The organism is Mesorhizobium sp. B2-3-14, assembly GCF_006442175.1.
GTDB lineage: Bacteria > Pseudomonadota > Alphaproteobacteria > Rhizobiales > Rhizobiaceae > Mesorhizobium > Mesorhizobium australicum.
The window spans coordinates 96,101-120,624 of the sequence record NZ_VFVP01000017.1 but is presented as its reverse complement, the minus strand read 5'-3'; the positions used below and the strand labels follow the sequence as shown (position 1 = coordinate 120,624).

Annotated in this window: 24 protein-coding genes and 1 pseudogene; 13 read left to right on the top strand and 12 right to left on the bottom strand. The window is 59.4% G+C overall.

Translation table 11 applies throughout. The annotated features are described in order from the left end of the window. Together FJ950_RS28675 and FJ950_RS28665 are read left to right on the top strand one after the other, a co-directional pair. Nucleotides 1-81, top strand: a pseudogene (locus tag FJ950_RS28675) (dihydroneopterin aldolase); the annotation flags it as partial. Nucleotides 82-792: 711 nt separating this feature from the next. Further along, nucleotides 793-1,119 carry a SemiSWEET transporter gene (locus FJ950_RS28665; RefSeq protein WP_140620524.1) on the top strand — a complete coding sequence of 109 codons (327 nt, stop codon included), beginning with the start codon at nucleotides 793-795 and terminating at the stop codon, nucleotides 1,117-1,119. Between the two features lie 75 nt (nucleotides 1,120-1,194). Here the strand turns inward: FJ950_RS28665 and FJ950_RS28660 are convergent, their stop codons facing one another. Both FJ950_RS28660 and FJ950_RS30015 read right to left on the bottom strand, forming a co-directional pair. Continuing rightward, nucleotides 1,195-2,703 carry a protein adenylyltransferase SelO gene (locus FJ950_RS28660; RefSeq protein ID WP_246677766.1) on the bottom strand — a complete coding sequence of 503 codons (1,509 nt, stop codon included), beginning with the start codon at nucleotides 2,701-2,703 and terminating at the stop codon, nucleotides 1,195-1,197. Between the two features lie 266 nt (nucleotides 2,704-2,969). Next, complete coding sequence (locus FJ950_RS30015) at nucleotides 2,970-3,176, bottom strand: helix-turn-helix transcriptional regulator (protein ID WP_246681399.1); 207 nt, start codon at nucleotides 3,174-3,176, stop codon at nucleotides 2,970-2,972. A gap of 839 nt (nucleotides 3,177-4,015) precedes the next feature. Between FJ950_RS30015 and FJ950_RS28650 the strand changes: the two genes are divergently transcribed. From FJ950_RS28650 to FJ950_RS28640, 3 genes are all read left to right on the top strand, one after another. Next, nucleotides 4,016-4,753, top strand: a complete 738-nt coding sequence (locus FJ950_RS28650) for a Crp/Fnr family transcriptional regulator (RefSeq protein ID WP_140620522.1) — start codon at nucleotides 4,016-4,018, stop codon at nucleotides 4,751-4,753. A 16-nt stretch (nucleotides 4,754-4,769) separates the two neighbouring features. Beyond that, nucleotides 4,770-5,033, top strand: a complete 264-nt coding sequence (locus FJ950_RS28645) for a hypothetical protein (protein WP_140620521.1) — start codon at nucleotides 4,770-4,772, stop codon at nucleotides 5,031-5,033. A gap of 368 nt (nucleotides 5,034-5,401) precedes the next feature. Further along, nucleotides 5,402-5,743, top strand: coding sequence for a hypothetical protein (locus FJ950_RS28640; protein WP_140620519.1), 342 nt, complete (start codon nucleotides 5,402-5,404; stop codon nucleotides 5,741-5,743). A gap of 276 nt (nucleotides 5,744-6,019) precedes the next feature. Here the strand turns inward: FJ950_RS28640 and FJ950_RS30010 are convergent, their stop codons facing one another. Beyond that, the gene (locus FJ950_RS30010; protein WP_224720335.1) at nucleotides 6,020-6,190 is read right to left on the bottom strand and encodes a hypothetical protein; all 171 of its coding nucleotides are present in this window, start codon (nucleotides 6,188-6,190) and stop codon (nucleotides 6,020-6,022) included. Between FJ950_RS30010 and FJ950_RS28635 the strand changes: the two genes are divergently transcribed. Further along, nucleotides 6,108-8,663: an EAL domain-containing protein gene (locus FJ950_RS28635; protein WP_246681400.1), complete on the top strand. Its 2,556-nt coding sequence runs from the start codon at nucleotides 6,108-6,110 to the stop codon at nucleotides 8,661-8,663. The two genes, FJ950_RS30010 and FJ950_RS28635, sit on opposite strands and share 83 nt — an antisense overlap. Nucleotides 8,664-8,729: 66 nt before the next feature. Here the strand turns inward: FJ950_RS28635 and FJ950_RS28630 are convergent, their stop codons facing one another. From FJ950_RS28630 to FJ950_RS28610, 5 genes are all read right to left on the bottom strand, one after another. Beyond that, entirely contained in the window at nucleotides 8,730-9,437 is a 708-nt protein-coding gene (locus FJ950_RS28630) for a phosphatase PAP2 family protein (protein WP_140620515.1), read from the bottom strand. A gap of 101 nt (nucleotides 9,438-9,538) precedes the next feature. Then, nucleotides 9,539-10,354 (bottom strand): metallophosphoesterase, encoded by an 816-nt coding sequence (locus FJ950_RS28625; RefSeq protein WP_140620513.1) that lies wholly within the window; start codon nucleotides 10,352-10,354, stop codon nucleotides 9,539-9,541. Between the two features lie 20 nt (nucleotides 10,355-10,374). Next, complete coding sequence (locus tag FJ950_RS28620; protein ID WP_246681398.1) at nucleotides 10,375-11,271, bottom strand: diacylglycerol kinase family protein; 897 nt, start codon at nucleotides 11,269-11,271, stop codon at nucleotides 10,375-10,377. Nucleotides 11,272-11,383: 112 nt separating this feature from the next. Further along, entirely contained in the window at nucleotides 11,384-11,695 is a 312-nt protein-coding gene (locus FJ950_RS28615; RefSeq protein WP_140620510.1) for a hypothetical protein, read from the bottom strand. A gap of 531 nt (nucleotides 11,696-12,226) precedes the next feature. Further along, a complete protein-coding gene (locus tag FJ950_RS28610; protein ID WP_140620508.1) occupies nucleotides 12,227-13,297 on the bottom strand; it encodes a LacI family DNA-binding transcriptional regulator in 1,071 nt (356 codons plus the stop codon). Nucleotides 13,298-13,512: 215 nt separating this feature from the next. Here FJ950_RS28610 and FJ950_RS28605 point away from each other — a divergent pair, with 215 nt between their 5' ends. The 3 genes from FJ950_RS28605 to FJ950_RS28595 all read left to right on the top strand — a co-directional run bounded on the left by FJ950_RS28605 (nucleotide 13,513) and on the right by FJ950_RS28595 (nucleotide 17,164). Further along, the gene (locus tag FJ950_RS28605) at nucleotides 13,513-14,337 is read left to right on the top strand and encodes an ABC transporter substrate-binding protein (protein ID WP_140620537.1); all 825 of its coding nucleotides are present in this window, start codon (nucleotides 13,513-13,515) and stop codon (nucleotides 14,335-14,337) included. A gap of 91 nt (nucleotides 14,338-14,428) precedes the next feature. After that, on the top strand, nucleotides 14,429-15,970 hold the full coding sequence (locus FJ950_RS30160) for an amino acid ABC transporter permease/ATP-binding protein (RefSeq protein WP_140620506.1): 1,542 nt from the start codon (nucleotides 14,429-14,431) through the stop codon (nucleotides 15,968-15,970). A 72-nt stretch (nucleotides 15,971-16,042) separates the two neighbouring features. Continuing rightward, on the top strand, nucleotides 16,043-17,164 hold the full coding sequence (locus FJ950_RS28595) for an FAD-binding oxidoreductase (protein ID WP_140620504.1): 1,122 nt from the start codon (nucleotides 16,043-16,045) through the stop codon (nucleotides 17,162-17,164). A gap of 519 nt (nucleotides 17,165-17,683) precedes the next feature. Here FJ950_RS28595 and FJ950_RS28590 read toward each other — a convergent pair. Then, nucleotides 17,684-17,911, bottom strand: coding sequence for a hypothetical protein (locus tag FJ950_RS28590; protein WP_140620502.1), 228 nt, complete (start codon nucleotides 17,909-17,911; stop codon nucleotides 17,684-17,686). 385 nt (nucleotides 17,912-18,296) lie between these two features. Between FJ950_RS28590 and FJ950_RS28585 the strand changes: the two genes are divergently transcribed. Together FJ950_RS28585 and FJ950_RS28580 are read left to right on the top strand one after the other, a co-directional pair. Beyond that, nucleotides 18,297-19,193: an SIR2 family protein gene (locus FJ950_RS28585; RefSeq protein ID WP_224643708.1), complete on the top strand. Its 897-nt coding sequence runs from the start codon at nucleotides 18,297-18,299 to the stop codon at nucleotides 19,191-19,193. 26 nt (nucleotides 19,194-19,219) lie between these two features. Further along, the gene (locus tag FJ950_RS28580) at nucleotides 19,220-20,407 is read left to right on the top strand and encodes an NADH-quinone oxidoreductase subunit D (protein ID WP_140620500.1); all 1,188 of its coding nucleotides are present in this window, start codon (nucleotides 19,220-19,222) and stop codon (nucleotides 20,405-20,407) included. Nucleotides 20,408-20,437: 30 nt separating this feature from the next. Here FJ950_RS28580 and FJ950_RS28575 read toward each other — a convergent pair whose 3' ends face one another. From FJ950_RS28575 to FJ950_RS28565, 3 genes are all read right to left on the bottom strand, one after another. After that, the gene (locus FJ950_RS28575; protein WP_140620498.1) at nucleotides 20,438-20,659 is read right to left on the bottom strand and encodes a hypothetical protein; all 222 of its coding nucleotides are present in this window, start codon (nucleotides 20,657-20,659) and stop codon (nucleotides 20,438-20,440) included. Nucleotides 20,660-20,910: 251 nt separating this feature from the next. Then, nucleotides 20,911-21,987 carry a hybrid-cluster NAD(P)-dependent oxidoreductase gene (locus FJ950_RS28570; RefSeq protein WP_140620496.1) on the bottom strand — a complete coding sequence of 359 codons (1,077 nt, stop codon included), beginning with the start codon at nucleotides 21,985-21,987 and terminating at the stop codon, nucleotides 20,911-20,913. 90 nt (nucleotides 21,988-22,077) lie between these two features. Next, nucleotides 22,078-22,935: a LysR family transcriptional regulator gene (locus FJ950_RS28565; RefSeq protein WP_140620494.1), complete on the bottom strand. Its 858-nt coding sequence runs from the start codon at nucleotides 22,933-22,935 to the stop codon at nucleotides 22,078-22,080. A 131-nt stretch (nucleotides 22,936-23,066) separates the two neighbouring features. Here FJ950_RS28565 and FJ950_RS28560 point away from each other — a divergent pair, with 131 nt between their 5' ends. Both FJ950_RS28560 and FJ950_RS28555 read left to right on the top strand, forming a co-directional pair. Beyond that, nucleotides 23,067-24,149, top strand: coding sequence for an amidohydrolase family protein (locus FJ950_RS28560; protein ID WP_140620492.1), 1,083 nt, complete (start codon nucleotides 23,067-23,069; stop codon nucleotides 24,147-24,149). Between the two features lie 11 nt (nucleotides 24,150-24,160). Beyond that, a complete protein-coding gene (locus tag FJ950_RS28555; protein ID WP_140620490.1) occupies nucleotides 24,161-24,514 on the top strand; it encodes a Rieske (2Fe-2S) protein in 354 nt (117 codons plus the stop codon). Nucleotides 24,515-24,524 lie beyond the last annotated feature (10 nt).

Here is a 24,524-nt window from a genome sequence, read left to right as displayed (position 1 = left end):
GAGGTCACCGTTCGCAAGCCCAATGCGCCGGTGCCTGGCGTGCTCGATTACGTCGAGGTGACCGTTGTCTGGCCCGAATAACACCGTCTATCTGAGCCTCGGCGGCAATCTGGGCGATCCGGCGGCGTCGCCCTCAAGCTCATTTCCTGTAAATTTACATGTTGGAAGATCCCTCTGGACAGGGTTCGAACTGCCTCAACCCTGGCTTCGTCAACGCACCGCACCTTCTGCCGCCCAGCGTCACCGGTCAGCCGCCGGCGAGACGGACGACGTGTCAGGGCTCGTTGTTGCCCAGACGCACTGCTACTTGGTGGGGTATCACAAAGATCCGCTTGCCTTAACACACGTTAGTTTCTTCCGCTTGCTTCCAACTTATAAAGTCGAGCGATGAGTGATCCCCGGCAAGCACGCAAGATCTATTTGGAAGCAGCTCACCTCGGTAGCCGTCGGGCGCGGGCGAGCGCTGAAGACTTGCTTCGTACCATTGAGGAGACACGGCGCCTTATCCAAGCGTTCCGCGACTTGCTGTCGCGGCTCAAAGCGGCTGAGCTTCGAACCTGATCACCACCCTCAGAAGCCGCTCTGATCTGCTGACAGATTGTGTGGGAAGATCCCCATGCGGCAGGGCGTCCCTGGCCATCTCGGCCAGTGCTGTGATTGGCTCTCGCTGGGCGGCTTCCAACCGGGGAAGCACTGTGCCCTCGGTACCCAAAGACTTTGCCGGTATCGCCGAGGTCGAACAAGCGGGCCTTTCGGGCGTGCGAATGAAGCCGATAGTCGGAGGTTGGTTGCGTGGAAAAGGTCACGCTCATCGGTTCGCTGGCAGCGCTGTGCTCAATGACCAGTTTTGCCCCGCAAGCCTGGAAGATCATCAAGACCCGGGACACGGCTGGCATATCCGCGTGGATGTATGCCATCACTGTGCTGGGCTTCGTGCTGTGGCTGACTTTCGGCATCATTAAAGGCGAATGGCCCATCATAGTCACCAACGCTGTCTGCCTCGTGCTCGCCACTTTTATCCTGCTGATGAGGGTCCTTCCCAGTTCCAAGAGGGAGATGGTGGCGGACGCAATCGATCCTTCGCCTGGCTCCGAGAGGCCTCGCCCGCCCGCGTCCTGAGGCCTGTCTCGTTAGCTTGACCCGGCCCTACAGAGTTCGCCCGCGTCGGTGGCGTCTCGCGGCATGGCGGGGATGTCACGTGCCACAGAAGGTCTGCAGAACGCGCTCGTGCGGCTTGGGTGGTTTCGCATAATAGGACAGCGTGGGCTGTTCCTCGAACGGCCGTGACACGACTGCCAACAATTGCTCGAAGATTCGGAAGTCATCGTCCTCCACCGCAGCCTTGATCATTGTCTCTACGCGATGGTTGCGAGGAATGAACTTGGGATTGCTGCCGTGCATCGCGGCTTTGCGCGTCGAGGTGGCGCCGCCGTCCCGCGCCAAGCGATTTCGCCAGCGCATCGACCAGGCATCGAAGGGGCCGGGATCCTCAAACAGCCGCCTCGCGGTAGCTTGGGCGCCAGGGATGTCGAGGTCATCTCCCAGCAAGCGGAAGGTGAGCGTGAAATCCGCTCGCCCACGCGCCATCACATCCAACAGATCGTTGGCAAGGTCCAAGTCACCGTCAGCTTCATTCAGCAGCCCAAGCTTTGTCCTGAACCCGCGATGTAAAATAGCTTCGTAGCGAGCGTGAAATTCCCCTAGTGCCTGCTCGGCCTGCGAGATTGACTCACCCTCGCGCTCGCTCAGGAGCGGCAGCAGGGTCTCGGCGAAGCGTGCCAGATTCCAGACTGCCACCCGAGGTTGGTTGCCGTAGGCGTAGCGGCCATATTGATCGATGGAGCTGAACACCGCTTGCGGATCGTATGAATCCATGAACGCGCACGGTCCATAGTCAATCGTCTCTCCGGATATCGACATGTTGTCGGTGTTCATGACGCCGTGGATGAAGCCGAGCAACATCCACCGCGCCACCAGTTCCGCTTGCGCCGCGATCACAGCCTCGAGCAGAGCCAGGTAAGGTCTCGGTTTCCTGGCCGCCTCGGGAAAATGACGCTGGATGGCATAGTCGCAAAGGAGCTTCAGCGCTTCTACATCATTGCGGGCGGCAAAGTATTGGAAAGTGCCGATACGGATATGACTCGCCGCCACCCTGGTCAGCACAGCCCCTGGCAGCTGACGCTCGCGGTAGACTGGGTCCCCGGTAAGCACCGCCGCAAGACTTCGGGTGGTCGGTATGCCAAGCGCAGCCATTGCTTCGCTGACCACGTATTCACGAAGCACCGGACCAAGCGCAGCACGGCCATCGCCGTTGCGCGAAAATCGGGTCGGTCCTGAACCCTTCAGCTGGATATCCCGACGCACGCCGTGCATATCGACGACCTCGCCCAGCAGTGCTGCGCGTCCGTCGCCCAGTTGGGGGACGAAGTTGCCGAATTGGTGGCCAGCGTAGGCTAAAGCTATAGGGTGCAGTCCATCTGGAAAATTGTTCCCGGCAAGCACGGCGATCCCAGCAGGGCTCCCGAGGTGATCGGGATCAAGCCTTAACTCCAGAGCTAGGGGCTCGTTCAGCCGGATTAGCCTGGGGTTTGAAACCGGGTGGAGAGGGGCACGCGCGAAGAAATGATCCGGTAACTGGGCATAGCTCTGCTGAAAAGGCCAGATCGGGCTCCGCATGGCTGATCCGGCTGTGGATGAAGGCATGAGGTTCTCCTTCGCTGTGGCAGAGGTCGGAACCATGTCGATCACTGCGTCGATGCCGATGTCAACCCGCGGCCGCCGGCTCGCTCCCGGTTCATCCCGCGGCTTTGTTGGCTTTCCCGAACTTCTGCTCCGGTGCTGCCGCCGCACCCCCGCTCCAAACGCCTGCAGCGCATGGCTGGCTAAGGCGTCGTTCCTGCCCTGTGCTACCGCACGCGCGGCTACAGCATTTGGCCTGCTTGGGTTTCAAAGGGGCGGCCTGCATTTCCCTAACCGCCTTCTCGGGTCGCAGGGCACTGCTCCAGTGCTCCTGCTTCACCTTGTGCTTTGATCGGGCCATCTGTGGAGAACCGAATGCCGCCCGCTTCAAATGCATTTCGAATCGCTGAAAGTTTACGCGGGCCAGGCACTCGCCGACCGCTTTCGAAATCTCGTATCGCACCTTCGCTGAGGCCTGCCTTCGCAGCGAGCCGCACCTGCGGCCATTCAGCAGACCTCGCGCTATCCGCGATTGCTCCGGCGTCAGATCAGTCACCGAACTCTCTTCTCGCCATCGAGCCCGAGCCCATTTGATGCATCGGACGGCCCCAGGCTGCTCCCCAGGATGCGTCTCAGCGCGGCCAACCGCGACGACGGCGACATCACGGCCGCCCATATATCTGCGCGAGCCAGGTCTGCCGGTTCCTAACCAGTTCTAAGCCTCCCCGAGGAGGAGGTGTCTGCCGCTGCGAGACGTCGAGCGAGAGGGCTGGGGTTCTACGTCTCGTGCGCATCGGGGCCCGGAGATGAAAATTGGACGCATTGGCGAATTGAAGGTGGAGGTCATGAGATCCCTCGATCAGGTTCTCCGAACCGAAATCAACCCAATTTGTTCCGGCTCGATGCCCGTGACGGCCGCAGTATAAAGAAAAGCGTGAGCGGAAACTGCTCAGCATTCCTCGCTACGCACTTCGACGCCGTCGGCTTCCCGAGGGGAGAGAAACGAACCTGGAATGTACGTCAAATGTCTACAGTCAGGACGCCCCCAGGATTCCCTCCTATGACGCTCGAGCCTGTGCGCGGCATTGTCCAAAAGCTCGTGAAAGGGACCGGAGTGACGGCGGCACAAGCACTGGAGTTCATTTCGCTGCTCGGGACGAATTGCGCATCCTCGTCCGAGAGGCGAAAGCTCTGGCCAAGGGTCCAGGCGCCCCGGAACTGCAGCCGTTGAGTTGGCAAACGCCTCGGGCCCTTTAACAGGTCCTTCCCAGACCGGGTGCAAGGAACATTAGCGCCCAGCCCAAGTTCGGCACGTAACGCAATCCGGTCACGAAAATTGACACAGGCCACTTCCCCGAACGTTTTGATCCGTAAGCTTCAGACAATCTGTGATCTGACGCAGTCAGATATCGGCATTTTAGAGGGGATCGAATTCCAGAAGCGGGACTTTCAGGCCGATCAGGACATTGTGCGCGAAGGAGATCGCCCCACCCATTCATTTGTGATCCTGGAGGGTCTGGTGGGGTCCACAAAATTGACTGGGGAGGGTAAACGGCAGATCACATCGTTCTTTGTTCCGGGCGACATTCCTGATCTCCACGGAATGCACCTGTCTGTTTTGGATTGTACCTTCTCACCACTCACGCGCGTCAGCGTTGGCTTCATGCGGCATGATGCGTTGCGGGCCATTTGCGACCAACATCCTTCGATTGCGACGGTGTTTTGGCGCTCGACGCTGATCGACGCGGCTATATATCGAGAGTGGGTCACCAACGTTGGAAGGCGCGACGCGTATGCCCGCATGGCGCATATTCTGTGCGAACTCATCGTCCGCCTTCGCGCTATGGGGCTCATCAAGGACCATGTGGCGGAGCTTCCGATTACGCAGGCGGAACTTGCCGACGCCTTGGGCTTGTCGACCGTGCACGTGAACCGAACGCTGCAGGATCTTCGAGGCGACGGACTGATTGTTACCGAGGGCTCCCGATTTCACGCTGTTGACTGGCCTGGCCTCGTTCGAGCCGGAGACTTTGAGACCGCCTACCTGCACCAAAGGAACGCGACGAGCTTGTGAGGTGGAGGTGGGTTCTATGGCGAGATATTTCTTTGACACCTACGAAAGCGATGCGGTCATCAAAGATGAGACAGGCATCGAATGTGGGGGGATCGAAGCCGCACGAAACGAGGCGCTAGCAGGTCTGATCGACTTGACTCGAGACTCCCTGAAGGACGTCGACGGGCATCAATTGGCGATTGAAATCCGGGACGAGAATGACAAGAAGCTGGTCAGGCTGAGCCTCTCTCTTCAAATGCTGCTATCGAGCCGTCCTAGTGCTCCGACGGCCGAGCCGTGATTTGCTGAACGTCAGGACAAGGCTTAGCCCATTGTTTCATTGCTGCTGGAAATTGCGGAGAGATGACCCAGCCGGTACGCGACACAGCGGGGGTCGAGACGTCGCTACAGAGACCAGGTTTCGCGGAAGGCGACCGGTGCTGGCGCCAGTCGCGGCCCATTCAAAAGATGCCAAAACATCTGCTGCAAGCGCACAAGGCTCAAAAGCAGCGAGAAAGTCCAAGTGAAGACGCTTCAAAGCAAGCCGGCAGCATTTCGATTGTCGGATTGGTACCAACTCCCCTTCACTTATCATTTGAGCTTGCTCGGTCCGATACCCGGCTTAGTCTGTAAACGGCTCTATCAGTCCGGCCTGCGGACGCTTCAAAGTTGACTCTGGTGTTTTACGCGTTTGCGCCATCCGTCGATGGTCAGCGCGACTCCGGTGACGAACCGCCCCCCAGAACAGGGATGGATGTCATGCTTCAAGACCAAACCGATAGCCGAAAAATTCTCCAGGTTGCGGCAGATGAACTTTCCGACGCAACAGATCCACGCCTGATTGCCGCGCTCAGATTGGTCGCCCGCTCCTATCGAGCGCAATCCGTCGAGGCTGCAGATGATCTGGTGGAGCTCACGCTCCGCACCGCCATTCAGGAGGCGGAGGGGCGACCTGAGGAAATCAGTCTGTTCAACTGGCTCAGCGCTATTATGGCGCGATATCGAAAGTGAGAGCGCGGGGGGCCGCCGTCCCGCTCCCAACCTGCAGGCACGTCAAATTGCCCTTCCGATGCACCCAGCCAGGCGCGGCGTCTTGCTCGTCCGGGCAGGTCGGGATGCTCGTCGGGAGCGCTGCTTCCAAGAGTGCCGCTGTCTGAGATCCCACGCCGGACGTGACCTCCTTGCTATCGCCACCCAATGCTGAAATTGCCCGGCATCATGGAAAACCAAATTTAAGTACTTTCTACTAGGGTCGGCCGAGGGTTAGTCCCGGGAAAGGTATTTGGGTCAATTGGCCAGCACCGCATCCAGTCTCAGCCGGTTGAGACACTCGTTTTTTTCTTCGGCAAACGTGCCGGCGGCGATCGCTTTTGTGGTGCTTGTAATCTGCGCTGTTTTGGCGGACCGGGAAAACAGGATCGTTTCAGACCAATTGGCGCGCGCCGACGTCTTGGCCAAAGTGAACATCATAAGGACCAAGCTGGAAGGCAACATCAACGGCAATCTCCAGCTTACGCGCGGCCTCGTTTCGGCAATCGTGACCGAGCCCTATATGGGGCAACAGAGGTTTGCGGCGCTGGCAAGCAACCTGCTTGAGCAGGAATCTCAACTGCGCAACATCGCTGGCGCGCCGGACCTCATTATCTCGCTCATGTATCCAATGGTTGGCAACGAAAAGGCCATCGGCCTGGATTACCGCAAGAACGATGCCCAACGCACCGCCGCCCTCAGGGCGCGCGACCTGCGGGCGCCCGTGCTGGCCGGTCCGGTCGACCTGGCGCAGGGCGGCCATGGCTTCATTGGCCGCTTTCCGGTCTTCGTGAAGACGGCGGGCGGTGGTGAGCGCTTCTGGGGCATCGTCTCGGCCGTCGTTGATGTCGAGCGCCTCTATAAAGCAAGCGGCCTTTTGGACGCCGATCTCGATATCGAGATCGCCCTGACCGGCAAGGACGGTCTTGGCGGGACTGGTGATCGCTTTTTCGGTGGCGAGAGTATAACGCGCGCCAACCCAGTGACCGAGACGGTGCACCTGCCCTCCGGTTCCTGGCAGATCGCCGCAATCCCAAAAGGTGGCTGGGCCTCATCGGCGAAGAATGCCTGGATCTTGCGGGCCATCATGCTATTGGCCGGTGCGCTTGTCGTGCTGCCCATTCTCGTTGCGGGGCGGCTGTTCGGCGAAAGGCAGAAAAACTTCGCCGAGCTCAGGCGATTGTCCGGTCGCCTGGAACTCGCGCTGGATGCGTCGGGGATCGGTGTCTGGGAGCACAACATCGCCACCAACGAGCTGGTGTGGGACGACCGAGTCAACGAAATCTACGGCAAGCCGGCTGACCGGAAGCCGCGCGGCTATGATGACTGGGCGTCAGTGATTCATCCGCAGGACATCGAACGGGCGCAGCAGGATTTCGATGCCGCGGCGGCGGTGAAGGGCCCCTATTCCTCGCAATACCGGATTGTCCATCCGAATGGCGAGATCCGGCATGTGCGCACGCGCGCGACCTATTTCCAGGAGCGCAACGAGACGCCCAGGATGATCGGCGCCGAATGGGACGTGACAAGCGACGTCGAGCTCAATGAAAACCTAGTGCGAGAAAGGCATCTGTCGGAACTCAGGAACGCCGAGCTTGAAGTGGCCAAGGGGCGCATCGAACATGTGGCGCTCCACGATTCGCTCACCGGGCTGCCGAACCGCCGCTATCTCGACGACATGCTGGCGACGAGCACGCGTCGGGGAGAACGAACTGCGCTCCTGCATCTGGATCTCGACCGATTCAAGCAGATCAACGACACGCTCGGACACGCGGCCGGTGACGCCATGTTGATGCATGCCTCGAAGGTCATCACGGCTAATGCGGGACCAGCCGACTTCGTGGCACGCATTGGCGGCGACGAGTTCGTGGTGATTTGCGCCGGGCGCGACGACGCCGAGCTCGCCGCGCTGGCCGACCGCATCATCGATGAGATGCGGCAACCCGTCGATTTTCGTGGCCACCAATGCCGGTTCGGCGTCAGCATCGGTATTGCGGCGAATACGGGCGAGGGGTTCGACGCACGGCAGCTCCTGGTCAATGCCGATCTCGCCCTCTACCGGGCGAAGAGCCGGGGCCGAAACCGCTACGAGTTCTTCAACGACGAGCTGCAAAGTGAAATCGTGCAGACCAAGCGGACCGCCGACGAGATCCTGGGTGGCCTCGAGCGCAACGAATTCATCGTTTTCTACCAGCCGCAGTTTGACGCCGAAACGTTGGACATTGTCGGCGTGGAAGCCTTAGCACGCTGGCAGCACCCGACGCGCGGGATCCTGGGTCCCGACGTCTTTCTCAGGGTAGCGGAGGAACTGAACGTCGTCGCGCTGATCGACCGAACGGTCCTCAAAAGGGCGTTGGCCGACTTTGAGCGCTGGCAGCTTCAACACCTCGACATTCCACACGTTTCGGTCAACGTTTCGGCACGCCGGCTTGAGGACAAGGACCTGATCGATGGCCTACGCAAGCTCAACATCGGCGAAGGTACGGTCTCCTTCGAACTTGTCGAGTCCATCTTCCTCGATGAGAATGACGACCTCGTGGCCTGGAACATCGAGCACATTAAGGACCTCGGTATCGACATTGAGATCGACGATTTCGGCACCGGCTACGCCTCGATCGTCAGTCTGCTCAAGCTTCAGCCGCGGCGACTGAAGATCGATCGCCAGCTGATCACACCCATCACCAGCTCGCTGCCGCAACGCCGTTTGGTGTCATCCATCATCGAGATCGGGAAATCGCTCGGAATCGAAGTGGTGGCCGAGGGCGTCGAGACGATGGAGCATGCGCGCATCTTGAAAGAGCTCGGCTGCGACCTGCTGCAGGGCTACGCGCTCGGCCGACCGATGGACGCCAAGGCTTTAGAATGCTTCGCGCAATCTCGCAGATGGCCGGCCACGGGATAGACGTCTGGCTCTCACTGAGTTAACGGGCGTTGGCATTTTTTCGTGACTACAGGGTAGGTGAGGGGATCAGAACGCGCGCCGCTGTTCGATAAAATGGGCCGCCGACCAGCAAAGGATTGCCCAAGCTGATCCCACGCACCATCCTGCAAGTACATCCGTGGGGTAGTGGACGCCGAGATAGATCCGGCTCAATCCGACCATGATGGTCAGGAACACCGCCAGGCCAACGAAATACCCTTTCACCCGGCGATCAGGACTTGCCCTGGCCAGCAAAGCTCCAAGCGTAAGGAAAGTGACAGCGGACAACATCGCGTGGCCGCTCGGAAAGCTGGCGGTAAATACTCTGGTGGTGTGGAAAATGTCGGGCCTCTGGCGATCAAACGCGACCTTGAGAACTGTGCTCAGGGCCTCACCACCAGCCACGGCGGCGGCGACCAGCCAGACGTATCTGCGCTTTTGCGTTATCAGCAGGTAACCTATGGCCGCCAGCGAGACAAAACCCAGGAACGCAACGCTGCCGAGGGCCGTGACGTCGCGGCCCATTTCTTCCAGCCACGGCGGGCCAATCAGATTCGTTGGATCATCGGCGCTCCGAAACGCCATAAGAACGGCGCGGTCGAATGTGCTCGTGTCACCCTCGATAACCTCCTCGGCCAGGAGGCTGAATCCGAGGACAAGGCCGCCAGCCACAAGCAATGAGGCGATCAGCCAAATAGCGTCGCTGCGAAAGCCTCGCAGAAAGCCGTTTGACGAAGAGGGCGGGTTGATTTCCATCCGTTCAAGCTAGCGAACCGATAAGTCTCGTCAATCCTTGTACCCCGCTCGCTGCCGAGGCGCCATCAAGTCAAGTCCGAACAGGTTGGGCCGCTGCTGGGTCACGCTTCGTCCAGCGCCCATCCATCTTGACCCAGACCGAACGAATACTTCGCCGAAGTGGAGAACTGTCCCGCCTGCGGCTGCCAAGCACGACATTCAAGGCGTATCCGTGGACGTTCGACGCGGATTACGTTGAACGAGTTGGCTGCGTCGCGACGGCGCGTTGAGACGGCGGTCCCTGCCTGTATGAGCAACGCTGCATATCGCGCTTTCGCATAACGAACGGTACTGAGATTGGCTTGTTGGAGGTGATGATGGCCCGACAAGATTATGTCGACGCGGCTTTTCGAGAACGCCTCCATGGCCATTTTGGCTCGTCCGACGACTCCGGTTCCGTGGCCGATTGTTCGCCCTTCGAACGGGTGATGGGTGACGACTACCCTGGTGGTCTCGTCAGCCAGGCCTCCAAACCGGGCAGTCATGGCAGCAAGCTGGCCGGCATTGATCCTGCCGTCCTTGATTGTAAAGGACCGTGCAGTGTTGATACCGACCACTGCGAGTTCGTCATCAATATAAAAAGGATCCGTATCTGCCTCGATATAGTGCTTGTATCGAGCAAGAGGCGTGAGCGTTCGCGCGAAGACGTTGAAGAGCGGTACGTCGTGATTGCCAGGCACCACAATTTGTGGGGTGGGAAGCGCATTGAGGAATTCTCGTGCTTGACGGAATTCCGCCCGGCGAGCTCGTTGGGTCAGATCACCGGATATAACCACCAAATCTGGTTCGCATGCCCAGACCTCGGCGCCAATCGCATCTACTATGCGGGTGTCCGTGGTGCCAAAATGTAGGTCGGACAGGTGCACAAGTGTTTGCAAACACAATCTCCCACCTGGGGTTACTTCGTATCCGGGTCGCGGAATGAGAGGACCTTTAGTGCCGCTGCTCGAGTTTGAAAGTGAAGCGGCATCTTCATCCTTATTGCCTCGCCGTCCACCGAAACGAGGGTCTCTCTTCTGTTCGAGGTGATCTCGATTCGGGACGGCCGAAGCAGTTCCAAGTCGCGATGCGTATCGATCAGGCCGAGAGCGATCTTGAACGGGAGCAATGCCAGTCCCAGCCACGTTCGCTGCCTGACGACATAAACGCACAGTTCTCGCGAAGACAGGCTTTTGCGGCGCCCAAAATCGCCGGCATCGTAGAAATTGTTGCCGACGAAAACGCACGGTGTCAGCACCTGGTCCGCACCGCTGTCGGCGCTGATACGCACAAGCTGCCAAGATACCGCCCTGAACGTCCTGACAAGAGCGGGACCGATTGCCGCTAGTTTCCCCGCTCCACGTCGCTTCTGTTCTGCAGAGCGTTCCGCGACAAAGAATGGATAGAGGCCGATCGACGAGTTGTTCAGGAAAACGCGACCGTTCACCTCCGCGACGTCGACGAGCACCGGGCGTCTCGCCGCGATTACATCCATCGCCGCTTCAAGTTCCAGTGGCACGCCGAGGTCCTTTGCAAAGTGATTGAGGGTGCCAAGCGGGAGAACACCCAAGGCCACCTCAGTCTCGGCGAGGACGGCCGCGGCAGAGCTGAGTGTGCCATCCCCGCCGCCGGCGACCAGAATGTTTTCACCTGACCTCGTCTGTTGGCTTACGAATTGCGAGGCGGCTTCGCTGATCTGGCCGCCCGCGACCAGTCTTACCTCTGCTTCGATTCCGCGCTTCAGCAAGCCGACATGTACGGTCGTGGCAATGTCGTCGAGTGCGGCGACCGCTCCAGCTCCATCGTTGATAAGCACTAGAACTGCCACCTCTGGCAATCTCCAAAACGCCGCTCCAGTGGTCCGCCTACCACCAGCATGATTGACCCGGCTCCTTCCTTGAGGCATGGAGCCGGGGGTCCGCAGGCAGTTAGTCGTTGTCGCCGCCGTCCTGCTGAATGACCACGGGACGGTTTTGGTTATGACGGTGGACGGAATTCGTCACGGTGACGGTGTCGCGGCGGTCGTGGCGGTGGCGCCATTCATGATCACCGCTGTCATAGAACGCAATTTGGCGGAGAGGTCGGTAATGAAGACGAACTCCCTCATCATTGTATCTGATGCCGTTATGGTGATGCCGGTGATGGGCGGAGATCACCACGTCAGCCTCGGCGGCCGAAGAGATGGTTGGAGCCGCAAGGCAAAGCGCCAAGGTTCCCAGGATCAAAGTTTTCGTGTCCATATCCCTGCCTGCTGAAACCTCATCCCTTCCAGCAAGGAATGATGAACGCTCGCCTTTGTTCCGAAGCGGCGGAACCAGTCAGTTCCGGTCCAAGGGTGGCCAGAGGGCAGGTCTCCACGCCCGGACATCGTCGAGACGATTTCCTTCAGTGCTGCATAGGGCGATCGCGAAGGGCTAGCTTCAAGAGCGGTGCCGCTTGCGGGTTAACGGGAGGCGCACGGGTTGCGTACTGCCAGTCTCGCCATCCTTGTGCGACAACAGCCTCTCGGAACTGAGATGGGCGGACATGGCCGCCTGATGTGCGCTCCGACTGCACTGGGCCAAGTCACTTCTGGTTGGGGATTTGCCCGCCACGTGAATTGCTTGGTGCGGCTTTGCTCGTCACCTCTTTTGCACCAACGACTTCCATGCGGGGTCGCTACGCCACAAGCGAACGTCCGGTGAGGCCTCTAGGGCTCTTAGCCATCGGTGTCGTCGTCTCCTTGGTTCCATTCGAGGTGAAGATATGGCGCTGTGTCAACTGTGGTGGGCTCACGGATGTGGTGGACCCACCGAGCCTCGTGCGATGATCGCGGTCCGCAGGACCAGCCTTTCCGGCGGTTGGATATCGCCTTTCAGGCGGCGAATGAGCAGTTCCGCGACGCTATGGCCAAGTGCATAGACCGGCTGGTCAACGACGGTGATCGGCGGAGTTGTGACACCGGTCCAGTCCGCATCGTGAAAGGTGATCAGCGAAATGTCGTCGGGGATCTTCATGCCGCGTTGGCGGATAGTCCGCAGGATTTCCAGCGCAATGACACTGTCTGAGGCAAGGATCGCGGTGGGCCGGTCCGGCTGGGAGAGCAGTTCGCCAGTGATCCTGAGTGTCGCTTCGGAGCTCGTCGCGCCGAGCCGGACGTGGCGCTCAGGTCGATCGACGCCGGCCCCTCTGCACGTAGTGAGGAAGCCATCAATGCGCTCGCGGACCGACGACGTGTAGATTTGCCGAAGGTCAATATATTCGTTGCCCTTGGCATCGACCGCAGTGACATAGGCGATATTGCGATGACCGGCGTCTATGAGCACTCGCGTCGCCTGCATGGCGGCGTTGCGGTCGTCAACCGTGACCGTGTCGACATCCAGGTCGGGCAGGGCTCGGTCAAGCAGGGCAAGCGGCCGACCGGAACGATGGATGTCGCGCAGATGGGTGATGTCGCGTGACTCCGAGGGTGTCACGATCAGCCCGTCGACGCGCTTGCCGATCAATAGCCGTACAGCCGCCTTTTCCGCTTCGATCTTCTCGCCGGAGTTCGCCAAAATGACGTTGAAACCGGCGCCTTTGGCCGCATCGCTGATGCCTCGCACGGCCAGACTGAAGAACGGATTTTCGATGTCGCCGACGACCACCCCGATGATGCCCGATCTTCCGGTCGTCATGCTGCGGGCGAGTTCGTTCGGCCGATAATCCAGGGCCTTGGCGGCCGCCGTGACGCTCTCACGGACCGTGTCGCTGACCACCCCATACCCGCCCAGCACGCGCGCGGCCGTCGCTTTTGAGACATTTGCCGCTCGCGCTACATCGGCGACCGTTTTGGGTCTGGCTCTAAATGGGACTTTCGTCATCGTACGAACGACTACAAGAAATGTTGACGGGAGGTCAATCGGGCGATAGCTTTACGATTGAGACCGGTCTCATAACATGGAAACCGGTCTCTTTTGCGGTACGTCCGCAGGGACCTCGCAGCCGCGGATGACGAGTCGGCCGAGAGGCGGCCCAAGTCAATACCAAGAACAACTGACCTTCAGAGTGGAGAGAAGACGTGAGCAGGTTTGGAATTATGAAATGGCTAATAGCGCCGGTCCGGGCTGGCGGAGTGGCTCTTGCAATTGCGTGCGTCGCTGCCGCTTTCGTTTCGCAGGCCAGTGCGGCGCAAGACAATCCCTACGGGCTTATCGACGCCAAGGTCATCAGCGTCGGCACAATGGGTGATGCGAAGCCTTACGCCTTTACCCAGGCCGATGGCACTTTCACAGGTTTCGACATTGAACTGTTCCGGAATGTCGCGAGCCGGCTAGGTTTCAAGTCCGATCAGGTGATCTTCACCGGTCAGGAATTCTCGGCCCTGATGCCGTCGGTCGCCAATGGGCGCTTCGACGTCGCGGTGGCCGCAATCGGCACCACGGAAGCGCGTAAGAAGACGGTCGATTTTTCGGACGGCTATCTCGCCGGGTACCTGTCGGTGCTGACTGCGGACAAGACGATCACATCGGCTGACGGGCTCAAGGGCAAGCGTCTTGGCGTCGTGCAGGGCACGCTGCAGGAAATCTACGCAGCAAAAAATTTTGCTGGAACTGATCTGGTCAAATTTCCGGACAACAACTCGGCCGTCTCAGCGCTCAACAACGGCACCGTCGACGCTCATTTTCTCGATTATGAGGCGGCCAAGGACTATGGCAAGCGCTACCCGGAGCTGAAGATTGCGGTCAATGTTCCGTCGTTCGATGCGCCTGCGGGCTTCGTCATTCGCAAGGGCAACGACAAGCTGCGTACTGCACTGAACACTGCCCTGCATGCAGCCATGCAGGACGGCACCTGGAAGACTCTCTATGAAAAGTGGTTCCCCGGTTCGCCGATGCCCGATCAATATCTCCCCAAGATGTGAACACCCCAGCCGGCGGCCAAGGGCCGGCGGCTGGAAACCTCGCTGGCCGCACTTCGATGAGCTCCCACCCGCGCAATGAGAAGGGGACCGAATGAACTGGCTTGAAAATCTGCGTCGCAGTTTTCTCGACTGGCAAGCCATGGCCGACGTGCTGCCCAGCATGATCACCATCGGACTGAAAAACACATTCGTGCTTGCGGCCGCTTCGACGGTGCTCGGCGTCGCAATAGGCATGGTCCTGGCGATCATGGGCATTTCCCAATCGCGTTGGCTGCGCATTCCCGCCCGGATCTATACGGATGTCTTCCGCGGGCTTCCGGCGATCGTCACAATCCTGCTGATCGGCCAGGGCTTCGCCCGCATAGGCCGTGAAATCTTCGGGCCTTCGCCTTATCCGCTTGGCATTCTTGCACTCAGCCTGATCGCCGGCGCCTATATCGGCGAGATCTTCCGGTCGGGCATACAGAGCGTCGAACGCGGCCAGATGGAAGCCTGCAGGGCGCTCAGCATGAGCTACGGCCAAGGCATGCGCCTGATCGTGGTCCCGCAAGGCATCCGCCGCGTCCTGCCGGCCCTGGTCAACCAGTTCATAGGCAATGTCAAAGATTCGAGCCTGGTTTATTTCCTCGGCCTGCTCACATCGGAGCGCGAAATTTTCCGTGTCGGCCAGGACCAGGCGGTAGTGACCGGAAATCTGTCGCCTTTGCTGCTGGCGGGCGTATTTTATCTCGTCATCACCGTGCCCTTGACCCATGTGGTCAATCACATCGACAACCGGCTAAGAACTGGAAAGCAAAAAGCTGGCGTGGTCACAAGCGGCCTGGCCGAGGTGAGCGAACTGGAGAGCGCCACCTGCAGCCCATCGCCGGAGGTAGGTTCCGACTCTCATTCGGCGCATCCTCGGTTCAAGGGCGGCAGTCTCGCCGTCAGCAAGCTGGATATGGCCTATGGCGAGCTCGACGTCCTCAGGAGCGTTAGCCTGATGGTCAAGGCGGGTACGGTCACCTGCATCATCGGACCCTCGGGTTCGGGCAAGTCGACCCTGTTGCGTTGCCTCAATCGTCTGGTCGAACCCAAGGGCGGCGACGTGTTGCTCGACGGAGCGAGCATTTTGGCGATGAAACCCGAGAAGCTGCGGCGGCGCGTCGGCATGGTGTTTCAGCAGTTCAATCTCTTTCCGGATCATACCGCCCTTGAAAACGTCATGCTGTCTTTGACCAAGGTCAAGGGCATCCCGGTGCAGGAAGCCTCGCGCATCGCCGAGGCGCGTCTTGCCGATGTCGGCCTTGCCGCACGCAAACACCATCGCCCTGGCAGTCTTTCGGGTGGTCAGCAGCAGCGTGTGGCAATCGCCCGCGCCCTTGCGATGGATCCGGAGGTTATTCTGTTTGACGAAGTGACCAGCGCCCTCGATCCAGAGCTGGTCAAAGGCGTCCTCGATCTGATGGCGGACCTCGGCCAGCGCGGCATGACGATGGTCGTAGTCACTCATGAAATGGGCTTTGCCCGCAAAGTTGCGGACCAGGTCGTTTTCATGGACGAAGGCCGCGTCATTGAGTCCGGCACACCCGCAGCGATTTTCGACACCCCCAAGAGCACGCGTCTAAAGCGCTTCCTGGCCGAAGTGCTTTGATCCGAAGCCGAAGAGACCAGGACGACCCGATTCCGCTCACACGATTCATTATCTACAGCGAAAGAACATTCCATGGCTACACACGCGGTCTCAAAAGTTGTTGTTGTCGGGGGCGGCATTTTTGGTGTCTCGTCCGCCGTTCATCTGTCGCGGCTCGGCGTCGAAACTATCCTCATCAACGACGGACCGCTGGCCAGTGGGGCGTCCGGACGCTCGCTTTCCTGGCTCAACTCCGCACGCAAGCGCTCGGCTGAATATCATCAGCTGCGCATGATCGGCATCGACCGGTACAGAACCTTGTCGGCAAAGTACCCGGATGCTGCCTGGCTGCGCTTCGACGGTGGTTTGACCTGGGATGCGGACGACGCCTCGAACGAGATCATGGAAGCTTTGGCACATGAAAAGAGCCTTGGATATGACGCACGCCATTTGCTCGCAGGCGACATTCCTTCGGCTACACCGGGCATCGCGGCAAGCGCGGTCACGCGCCAGGGTGCGATCTTCAATCCGGGCGAAGGCTGGGTCGATCTTCCGTCGTTGATCAAATTGCTGGTTGGGGAATTCGTGGAGCGGGGCGGTCAGCTCGTTACCGACGCGGGGCGCGCAACCGTGACGCTCGCCGCCGGGCGCGCCAATGGCGTCGCGACGGAGATGGGCGCCACTTTTGCTGCCGATGCGGTTCTCTTGGCAACGGGGAGTGACGTGCCGCGCTCGGTGGCGCAAACCGGGCAGCATATCGCGGACGCAACGCCGATCGCTTTACTGGTCAGGACCAAGCCTGTCGCCCTTCCACTTCGGGCAGTGCTCAACACGCCGCGGGTCGCTGTTCGCCCGACGCCGGACGGAGCTCTCGTTCTTGATTCCGCATGGTCCGAAGAAGAGGTACTCGTAAATTCCGACGGCACGTATGGCGTCAAGGCTTCGACCCTCCAGGGGCTTCTCGACGAAGCCTCGAAGGTGCTCGAGGGCAATCCGAAGCTGGAGTTGGAGAGCTACGGGGTCGGTCCCAAGCCGATCCCGGGCGATGGGGAGCCGGTATTTGGTCGGCTGAAGGACTCTGAGGGATATTACGTTGCCTTCAGTCACAGCGGCGCGACGCTCGGGCTGATCGCGGGCGAACTGCTTGCAGGCGAGATTGCCACGGGAAACGAACATCCCTTGTTGGCCAAATTCCGCCCAACCCGGTTCGGGTGAGGAAGCGTCGAATATGCTATCGACTGTCAACTCTTGGGCTGACGGCGCACAAATGTTACTTCGCAACGATCTGCGAAAGCATAATCAGACCTGATGAGGCTAATGCCCGAGCCTGCAGCTCCATCATGGTAAGACCCGGATGCCCGCCGGGGGCTCTAAGGTCGTAACCCGGGAACAAGCTGGACCGTCCTGCGTTGGACAGCCAATGGAACAGCTTGGATCAGATTTGGCGGCGCTGGCGCAACCTGGCTACTGGGTGGCTATGGTGTTTTTGTTCGTCCCTTACGCAATCGGCGTGTTGTTGCTGATCAGGTCGTGCCACTGCCTTTGACTTGATCCGCCAGCGTTGCGCTGCAGAGCGCCACGGCAATAGGCAACTGCGCGACTGACCGAGTTTGCGAACGGCCACGTAGTGTGACGAGCAGTCCGGGGTCGTCGTGAAGAGCTATCCGTGCCGGGCCCCAGTTACAGCCTGTTGAGTCCCTGCCGTGGTGGTCGAGCTACCTGCGTCTATCGGCACTATGCCGCCTGTGCAGGCTCATTGAGGTCGAACTCGACAACCTGTCCTCGGTCGATCGCAGCTCTGGCGATAAGCGTTGCCAATTCACGATCAGAAACGAGGTTTTCGCGGAAAACTGTCCGTATCGCCACCACGGCCGCCGATACTGACAGCGGCCAAGGTTTGCCTCTCCTGCAGTCAATATAGTGCTGAACAAGGTAGTCCAGATCGCGGCGCTTTTGGCTCATCTCGGCCTCCATCCTTGGTGAATGTACAGGAATGAGGCTCGCCCGCACTTAGATTTGTTAAAGGCCGCCAATTTGTTTTGGTCAAGGACAATTCAGCCCAGGTGCTGGCCAAGAAAAAGGCCGATCGTCTGACGGAAGCCTCACGCCCCGGCTGCTTCCGTTGTCCCCTTCGGTAGGTGGTTGTCGGGGAACGGCCGCCCTGGTCTCTCAAGTGGTCATCAAACGCGACGGCACTCACGGCAAGTTTCGGACCGCGTCGCTGGAACACAGCGTGGCTCTCTTGGTTTGGTCGCCAACGATTGCCAGTGACGCGTGAGAGAACCTCAATGCCCTTTGCGATGGCCGCAACTGTTTGGAGCGCCTCATCCAGCACCGGCACCTGTCCATGAGCGATGGTCTCGCATCACTGGCAAAAGCTATCGGCCGCGGTAGTGCGATCCTATTCGTCGGGGCGGGTGTCTCGATCAGCGTTGGGCTTCCGTCTTGGGAGAAACTGATCGAGCAGATGGCAAAAGAACTTGGGATCGACGACGAGTTTTCGATGCGACGCGAACGTTTTCAAACTCTAGCCGAGTACTATCGGATACGGCATGGCAGCATCGGACCGCTGCGCAGTTGGATGGACAGAAACTGGTCGGTCGCCAAGGACCGGATCGAAAAATCGGAGTTGCATCGCCTCATCGTGATGCTCAATTTTCCCATCATCTATACCACGAATTACGACCGGAATCTGGAACTGGCGTTCGAAATATACGGTCGGCGATACGTCAAGGTGGCCAATGCACGCGATGTAGCGCAAGCCCGCCAGGGGGTTACCCACATCGTCAAGTTCCATGGCGACTTCGATGAGGATTCTTCTCTTGTCCTGACCGAAACGGATTATCTCGACCGGCTTTCCTTCAATTCCCCACTCGATGTGCGGTTTCGTTCCGATGCACTTGGCAGCACGATCCTCTTCATAGGCTATAGCCTCTCCGACCCGAACATCCGGTTGCTGTTGCATCGCCTGTGGCAAACCTGGCATCGATCCGGGTATGAAAAAGATCGCCCTCCTTCTTTCATCTTCATGACCAGCCGAAACCCTGTGGAGGAGGCGGTGCTTGGGCGTTGGGGTATTTCAGTGGTCGTCGGCGAACTCGATGATCCGCAAGCTGCTCTGGTGAATTTCCTCAGTCAATTGGCCGAAGCGGTTGGGCATGAGCCGGAGTTTGGACTGGCGAATTCTGGTGGAACAATGCCGACCGGGCGCACGGATGGAACGTCGGGCTCGGAAGGAAGTTAGGCGGGCCTTCTCGAAGGAGCCGCTAGATGGCAGAGAATTCCGTCCGAAATTTCAACATCAATTTCGGTCCCCAGCATCCTGCGGCGCACGGCGTGCTACGGCTGGTTCTCGAGCTCGACGGCGAGGTCGTCGATCGTGTCGATCCTCATATCGGCCTGCTTCATCGCGGCACCGAGAAACTGATCGAAACCAAGACTTATCTCCAGGCGCTGCCATATTTCGATCGTCTGGATTACGTGGCACCGATGAGCCAGGAACATGCCTGGTGCCTTGCAATCGAGAAACTAATGGGTCTAGCCGTGCCGCGGCGTGGCCAGCTGATCAGGGTTCTGTTCAGCGAGATCTCGCGGATCCTTTCTCATCTGCTCAACGTCACCACCCAAGCCATGGACGTGGGAGCACTGACCCCGCCCTTGTGGGGGTTTGTCGAACGCGAGAAACTGATGGTCTTCTACGAGCGGGCCAGCGGCTCTCGTATGCATGCCGCGTATTTTCGTCCCGGCGGCGTGCATCAGGATCTGCCGCCAGACTTGATCACGGACATCGGCAATTGGATCGACCCGTTCCGCAAAACCGTGGACGACCTGGACAGGCTGCTAACGGACAACCGCATCTTCAAACTTCGTAACGTGGACATCGGTCAGATCTCGCAAAGTGACGCCTGGGCGTGGGGTTTTTCAGGGGTGATGGTGCGGGGATCAGGTGCCGCCTGGGACTTGCGAAAGTCCCAGCCATACGAGTGCTATGCCGAGATGGACTTCGATATACCCGTCGGCAGGAACGGCGATTGTTTCGACCGGTATCTGGTGCGTATGGAGGAGATGCGCCAGTCGGCCAAGATCATGCGGCAGTGTGTCGACCTGCTGGTAAGCGAGGGACCTGGGCCGGTTTCGAATACCGACGGCAAGGTCGTCCCGCCCAGACGTGCGGCCATGAAGCGTTCGATGGAGGCTTTGATTCATCATTTCAAGCTCTATACTGAGGGCTTTCGTGTGCCTGCCGGCGAGGTCTACGCGGCGGTGGAAGCGCCGAAGGGGGAGTTTGGCGTCTACCTCGTGGCCGACGGCACGAACAAGCCGTACCGATGCAAGCTGCGTCCTCCGAGCTTCGCTCATCTGCAGGCAATGGACCTGCTCTGCCGTGGCCATATGTTAGCCGACGTCACCGCCATACTAGGTTCATTGGACATTGTTTTGGGCGACGTGGATCGATAGCCCTGCGAAGCCGCCCAGCCCAGCCGATAGCTAGCCGCCGTTCTCTTTATTGGCTCTTCCGCCGGCCGGCAACAGTTCATCTCCATGCTCGGTCGTCGGCGTATGGAACTCGGATGCGGCCTGATCGTCGAGCAAGGCGAGCCGGACAGCTTCTTCGGGAATCCCCAGCATACGCGGATCAAGCTCGCGGTGTTCTTCATCCTGGGCGTTTCCGAGCCAGCTTTTGAAAGCACTGACACAAACTTTGCCCAAGCCGCAGCCGGCGAGTTGGTGTGTCCGAGACACTCACTTTCTTATACTTTCCCTGGACATTCGGGGGGTGGCACAGCATTCATTTGCTGTCGCATGTGAGGGTGAATTGGATATCTTTGGGGGCCTCGAGGTTTTGATAGACGTGCCCAATGCGGCAGAGGTGGAGCACGTGCGAGCTGCTAGCACAGCTAAGCAAATCGCAAACCGCCTGCTTGCAGCCAGCTAGGACCCGTTCGGAACCTTAGCCGAAGTCAAAGATCGAGTGTAACAGGGCCTTTCGCGCGGCTGCAGCAGGCCAGAACCAAGCCCGCTGAGATTTCTTCGGAGGTGAGTCCGCCGAGATCCTGCATGGTGACTTCGCCAGAGAGCTTGGCTATTCGGCACGTGCCGCAAATTCCCTGTTGGCAGCCGCTGGGAACATAGACGCCACAGTTGCGCGCCGCCTCCAGCAGGGTCTCCCCGGGAGCGCAACGATGGTCCAATCTCGAACGTGCGAAGTGGACCGAGGACGAGACAGCAGATGCTACGTCCGCAGTAACACCGCCCAGGCTGCGCCCGAAGCTCTCCTCATGATACCCCCGTGGATCAACACCCGCCTGGCCAAGACCGTCTCGCAACGCGTTCATATACTGTTCGGGGCCGCACGCGTAGACCGTGCGCTCGCCAAGATCGGGGACCAGGCGCCGGAGCATGGGGCCGTCTATGCGGCCCGTCGGTCCTGCCCATGAGGGGTCTGCCCGGGAACAGACGCATGTCACCCGTAGGTTACGAAACCGGGCAGCGAGTGCATCGAGTTCCAACCTGAAGATGAGATCTCGCGGCGAGCGCGCGCTGTAGATGAGGCGCAGGTCGAGATCGGACGCTCTGTCCGTCAAGGTGCGCAGCATCGACATAAGAGGCGTGATCCCGCTGCCTCCCGCAAGAAAGAGAGGCTTGTCGCTGTTGAAGCCGTCGAGTTTGAACGACCCCAGTGGGCCTTCGACGTTGACTTCGTCGCCCGCTCGCAGGTTCTCGTGGAGCCAATTGGAAACGAGCCCGCCTGGTGTCCGCTTGACCGTGATGTGCAAATCGAGCGGTCGAGTAGGTGGCGACGAAACGGAATAGGAACGGGTCACCGCAACGCCCCCGATTGTGAGGTGGAGGACAATGTATTGCCCCGCGTTGAAGCAGAACATGTGGTCTGATGCAGACGTGAAGACAAATGTCTTCACGTCGTGCGTCTCGTCGATGACCCTGCGGCAGAGGATCGCCTGTGACGAATCGTCGGCCCATTGCCGCTGCCGCATCGTTGCGAAGTCGAAAGCCGAAAAGGAAGTGTGTGCGTTCATGGTCGGGCTCTTCAGTGAGCCCCCAACATGGCAGCGGGACCGTTTCGGGAACAGTGGGTTGAACCCCTGTCTTCAATCGGGAATTTCGATTTAGCTCTCGAGCGACATCACCGCGAGCTGGAGCGCACGAAGCCCCTTTCGAATAATCGGTTCGTGTTTGCGCCGCGCGAGCATAGCCGTGTGGACAGGCTGATAAAGCGTCGGTGCGTCCTCGACCAGGAAGGAAGGGCACTCGGCCGTAAACCTGCGGGCATCGTCGTTGCGCATGTAACAACTCCCCCCAGTTCGCCGCAGCATCGCTTCTGCCAGGCTTTCGGATCCCATGGAGAGACGCGAGATTGCGAGGGAGGGGATAAGCTCGGAATGCGTTTTCTCGAGTACGACGGTGTAGCCCGGCCGAATGTAGCTGTCGGGATTGACCTGCGACATTGTCCTGGCGAAGGTCGACACCATCACATATTCCTCGACCATCAGATGCTCGTAAGCAATCTCGGGAAGATAGCGGGGTGCGTAGAGCACGGCTATATCCAGATTCCCCATGCTCAGATCTGTCACCATCTGGTTGGAATAGTCGGATTCCACATGGATCGAGGCTGTGGGAAGGGCCCGACAGAGCGCCTCCACCCACCCAGGCAGCACTGAGCGTGTCATGCCAACCTGCGCTGCCACGCGCAGGGTTCCTTCGAACCGGTTGAAGGCCCGCACGTCATGGCGCGCTTGCGACCAAGTCGACAGCATCGCCCGCGCGTAGGCTTCGAAACGTCGCCCCGCCGCTGTCGGTTCAGCACCGGCGCGACCACGATGGAAAAGCTCCGACCCTACAGCGCTTTCGAGACTCTTGATCCGGCTGCTGACGGTCGACTGCGTAATGTTCAGCCGGTCGGCAGTCCGGTTGAAGTTCCGCGATTCGATGATGTCGAGGAACGTCTCAATGTGGTCCAGCTGCACGCACTAACCCTCAATCGAAAAACCCGATCATTACCCAGAGATCATTGGCTTGATCCGGCATTTGTCAAGGCGGAAGCTAAAGAGACTAACGGCCAGCAGAACGCGGTCTGCAAAGAGGGAGCGAAGCTAAAGTGTTCATCGTTGACTGCGATTGCCACAACTACTGGTCCAGCGCCACGGTGCTCGAGCCCTACCTCTCGGGCGTCTGGAAGGACATGTTCATAGAGGGCGAAAAGACCGGCCCTAGAGGATCCTTCCCGCATGGCCATCGGCCCTGGTTCCATCCGCAAGATTTCTCGCGAAAGGACGTGCGGCCCGAGACCGAAGCCGACAACTACCGGATGATGAAAGAAAAGCATCTCGACAAATACAATGTCGGCGTGGCGATTCTCACCGGTGACGAGCCGATTGAAGCCTCGACGCTGGCCAACCCCTATTATGCCAGTGCGCTGGTCAGTGCTTACAATGACTATCAGGTCGCGGAGTGGTTGCCGAAGGACAACCGCTTCATGGGTTCGATTATCATCGCGCCTCAGGATCCGAAGCAGGCGGCGGCCGAGATCCGTCGGCTCGGCAGCCACCCGCGCATGGTCCAGGTTCTGGCCTCCCAAGGCTCTGTGCGGCCGTACGGCGATCCCTTCTACCACCCGATCTACGAAGCCTGCGCGGAAATGGGATTGCCCTTCGCCATCCACCTCGGCGGCCATGGGGGAATCAACTGGAACGCCATCGCGCCTGCCCCCACGACATTCTTCTGGGAGACACACGCCATCCTGCACATGTCGGCGATCAGCCATGTCGCCAGCATGATTGCGCATGGAGTCTTCGAAAAATGGCCGGAACTCTATTTCGTTGTGGTCGAATGCGGCGTGGCCTGGGTGCCGACGGTGCTGTGGCGCCTCGACGCCGATTACAAGGCGCTTCGCAAGGAGACGCCTTGGCTGAAGATGCTGCCGTCCGAGTACTGCCGCCGAAATATTCGGTTTTCCACACAGCCCCTGGAGCAGCCGGCGAATGTGCAGCATCTCTGGTCCATTCTGGAAGCAATGGACGGTGAAAACACGCTTATGTTTGCGTCAGACTATCCGCATTGGGACTACGACGACGCCAACACGCTGCACATTCCTCCCGCTTGGAGGACGAAGGTGATGGGTCAAAATGCACTCGACGTTTACAAGCGCATTTCCCCCATCCTGACCGCGAATGCTGCCTGACGGAGCAGAACATGGCCGAGAAAATCTTCATCTGTCGCGTCGACGAGATCGAAACGGGCACACCCGTAATCGCAAAGGTCCGCAGCCTTTCGGTGGGCGTGTTTCGCATCGGAGAGACTTTCCACGCGCTACTCAATATCTGTCCGCATCGCGGGGCGCCGCTGTGTGAGGGCCCGCAATGCGGAACCACTGCGCCGGTCGACGAAGCGCGCTTCGTCTATCACCGGGAAAACGAGATCGTACGCTGCGCCTGGCATGGCTGGGAGTTTGACATCAAAACGGGTTCGGCGCTGGTCGATTCCACCGTGCGTGCACGAACGTTCCCCGTCATGGTCGAGGACGGCAACATCTATGTGACTGCCTGATCGGGCAAGA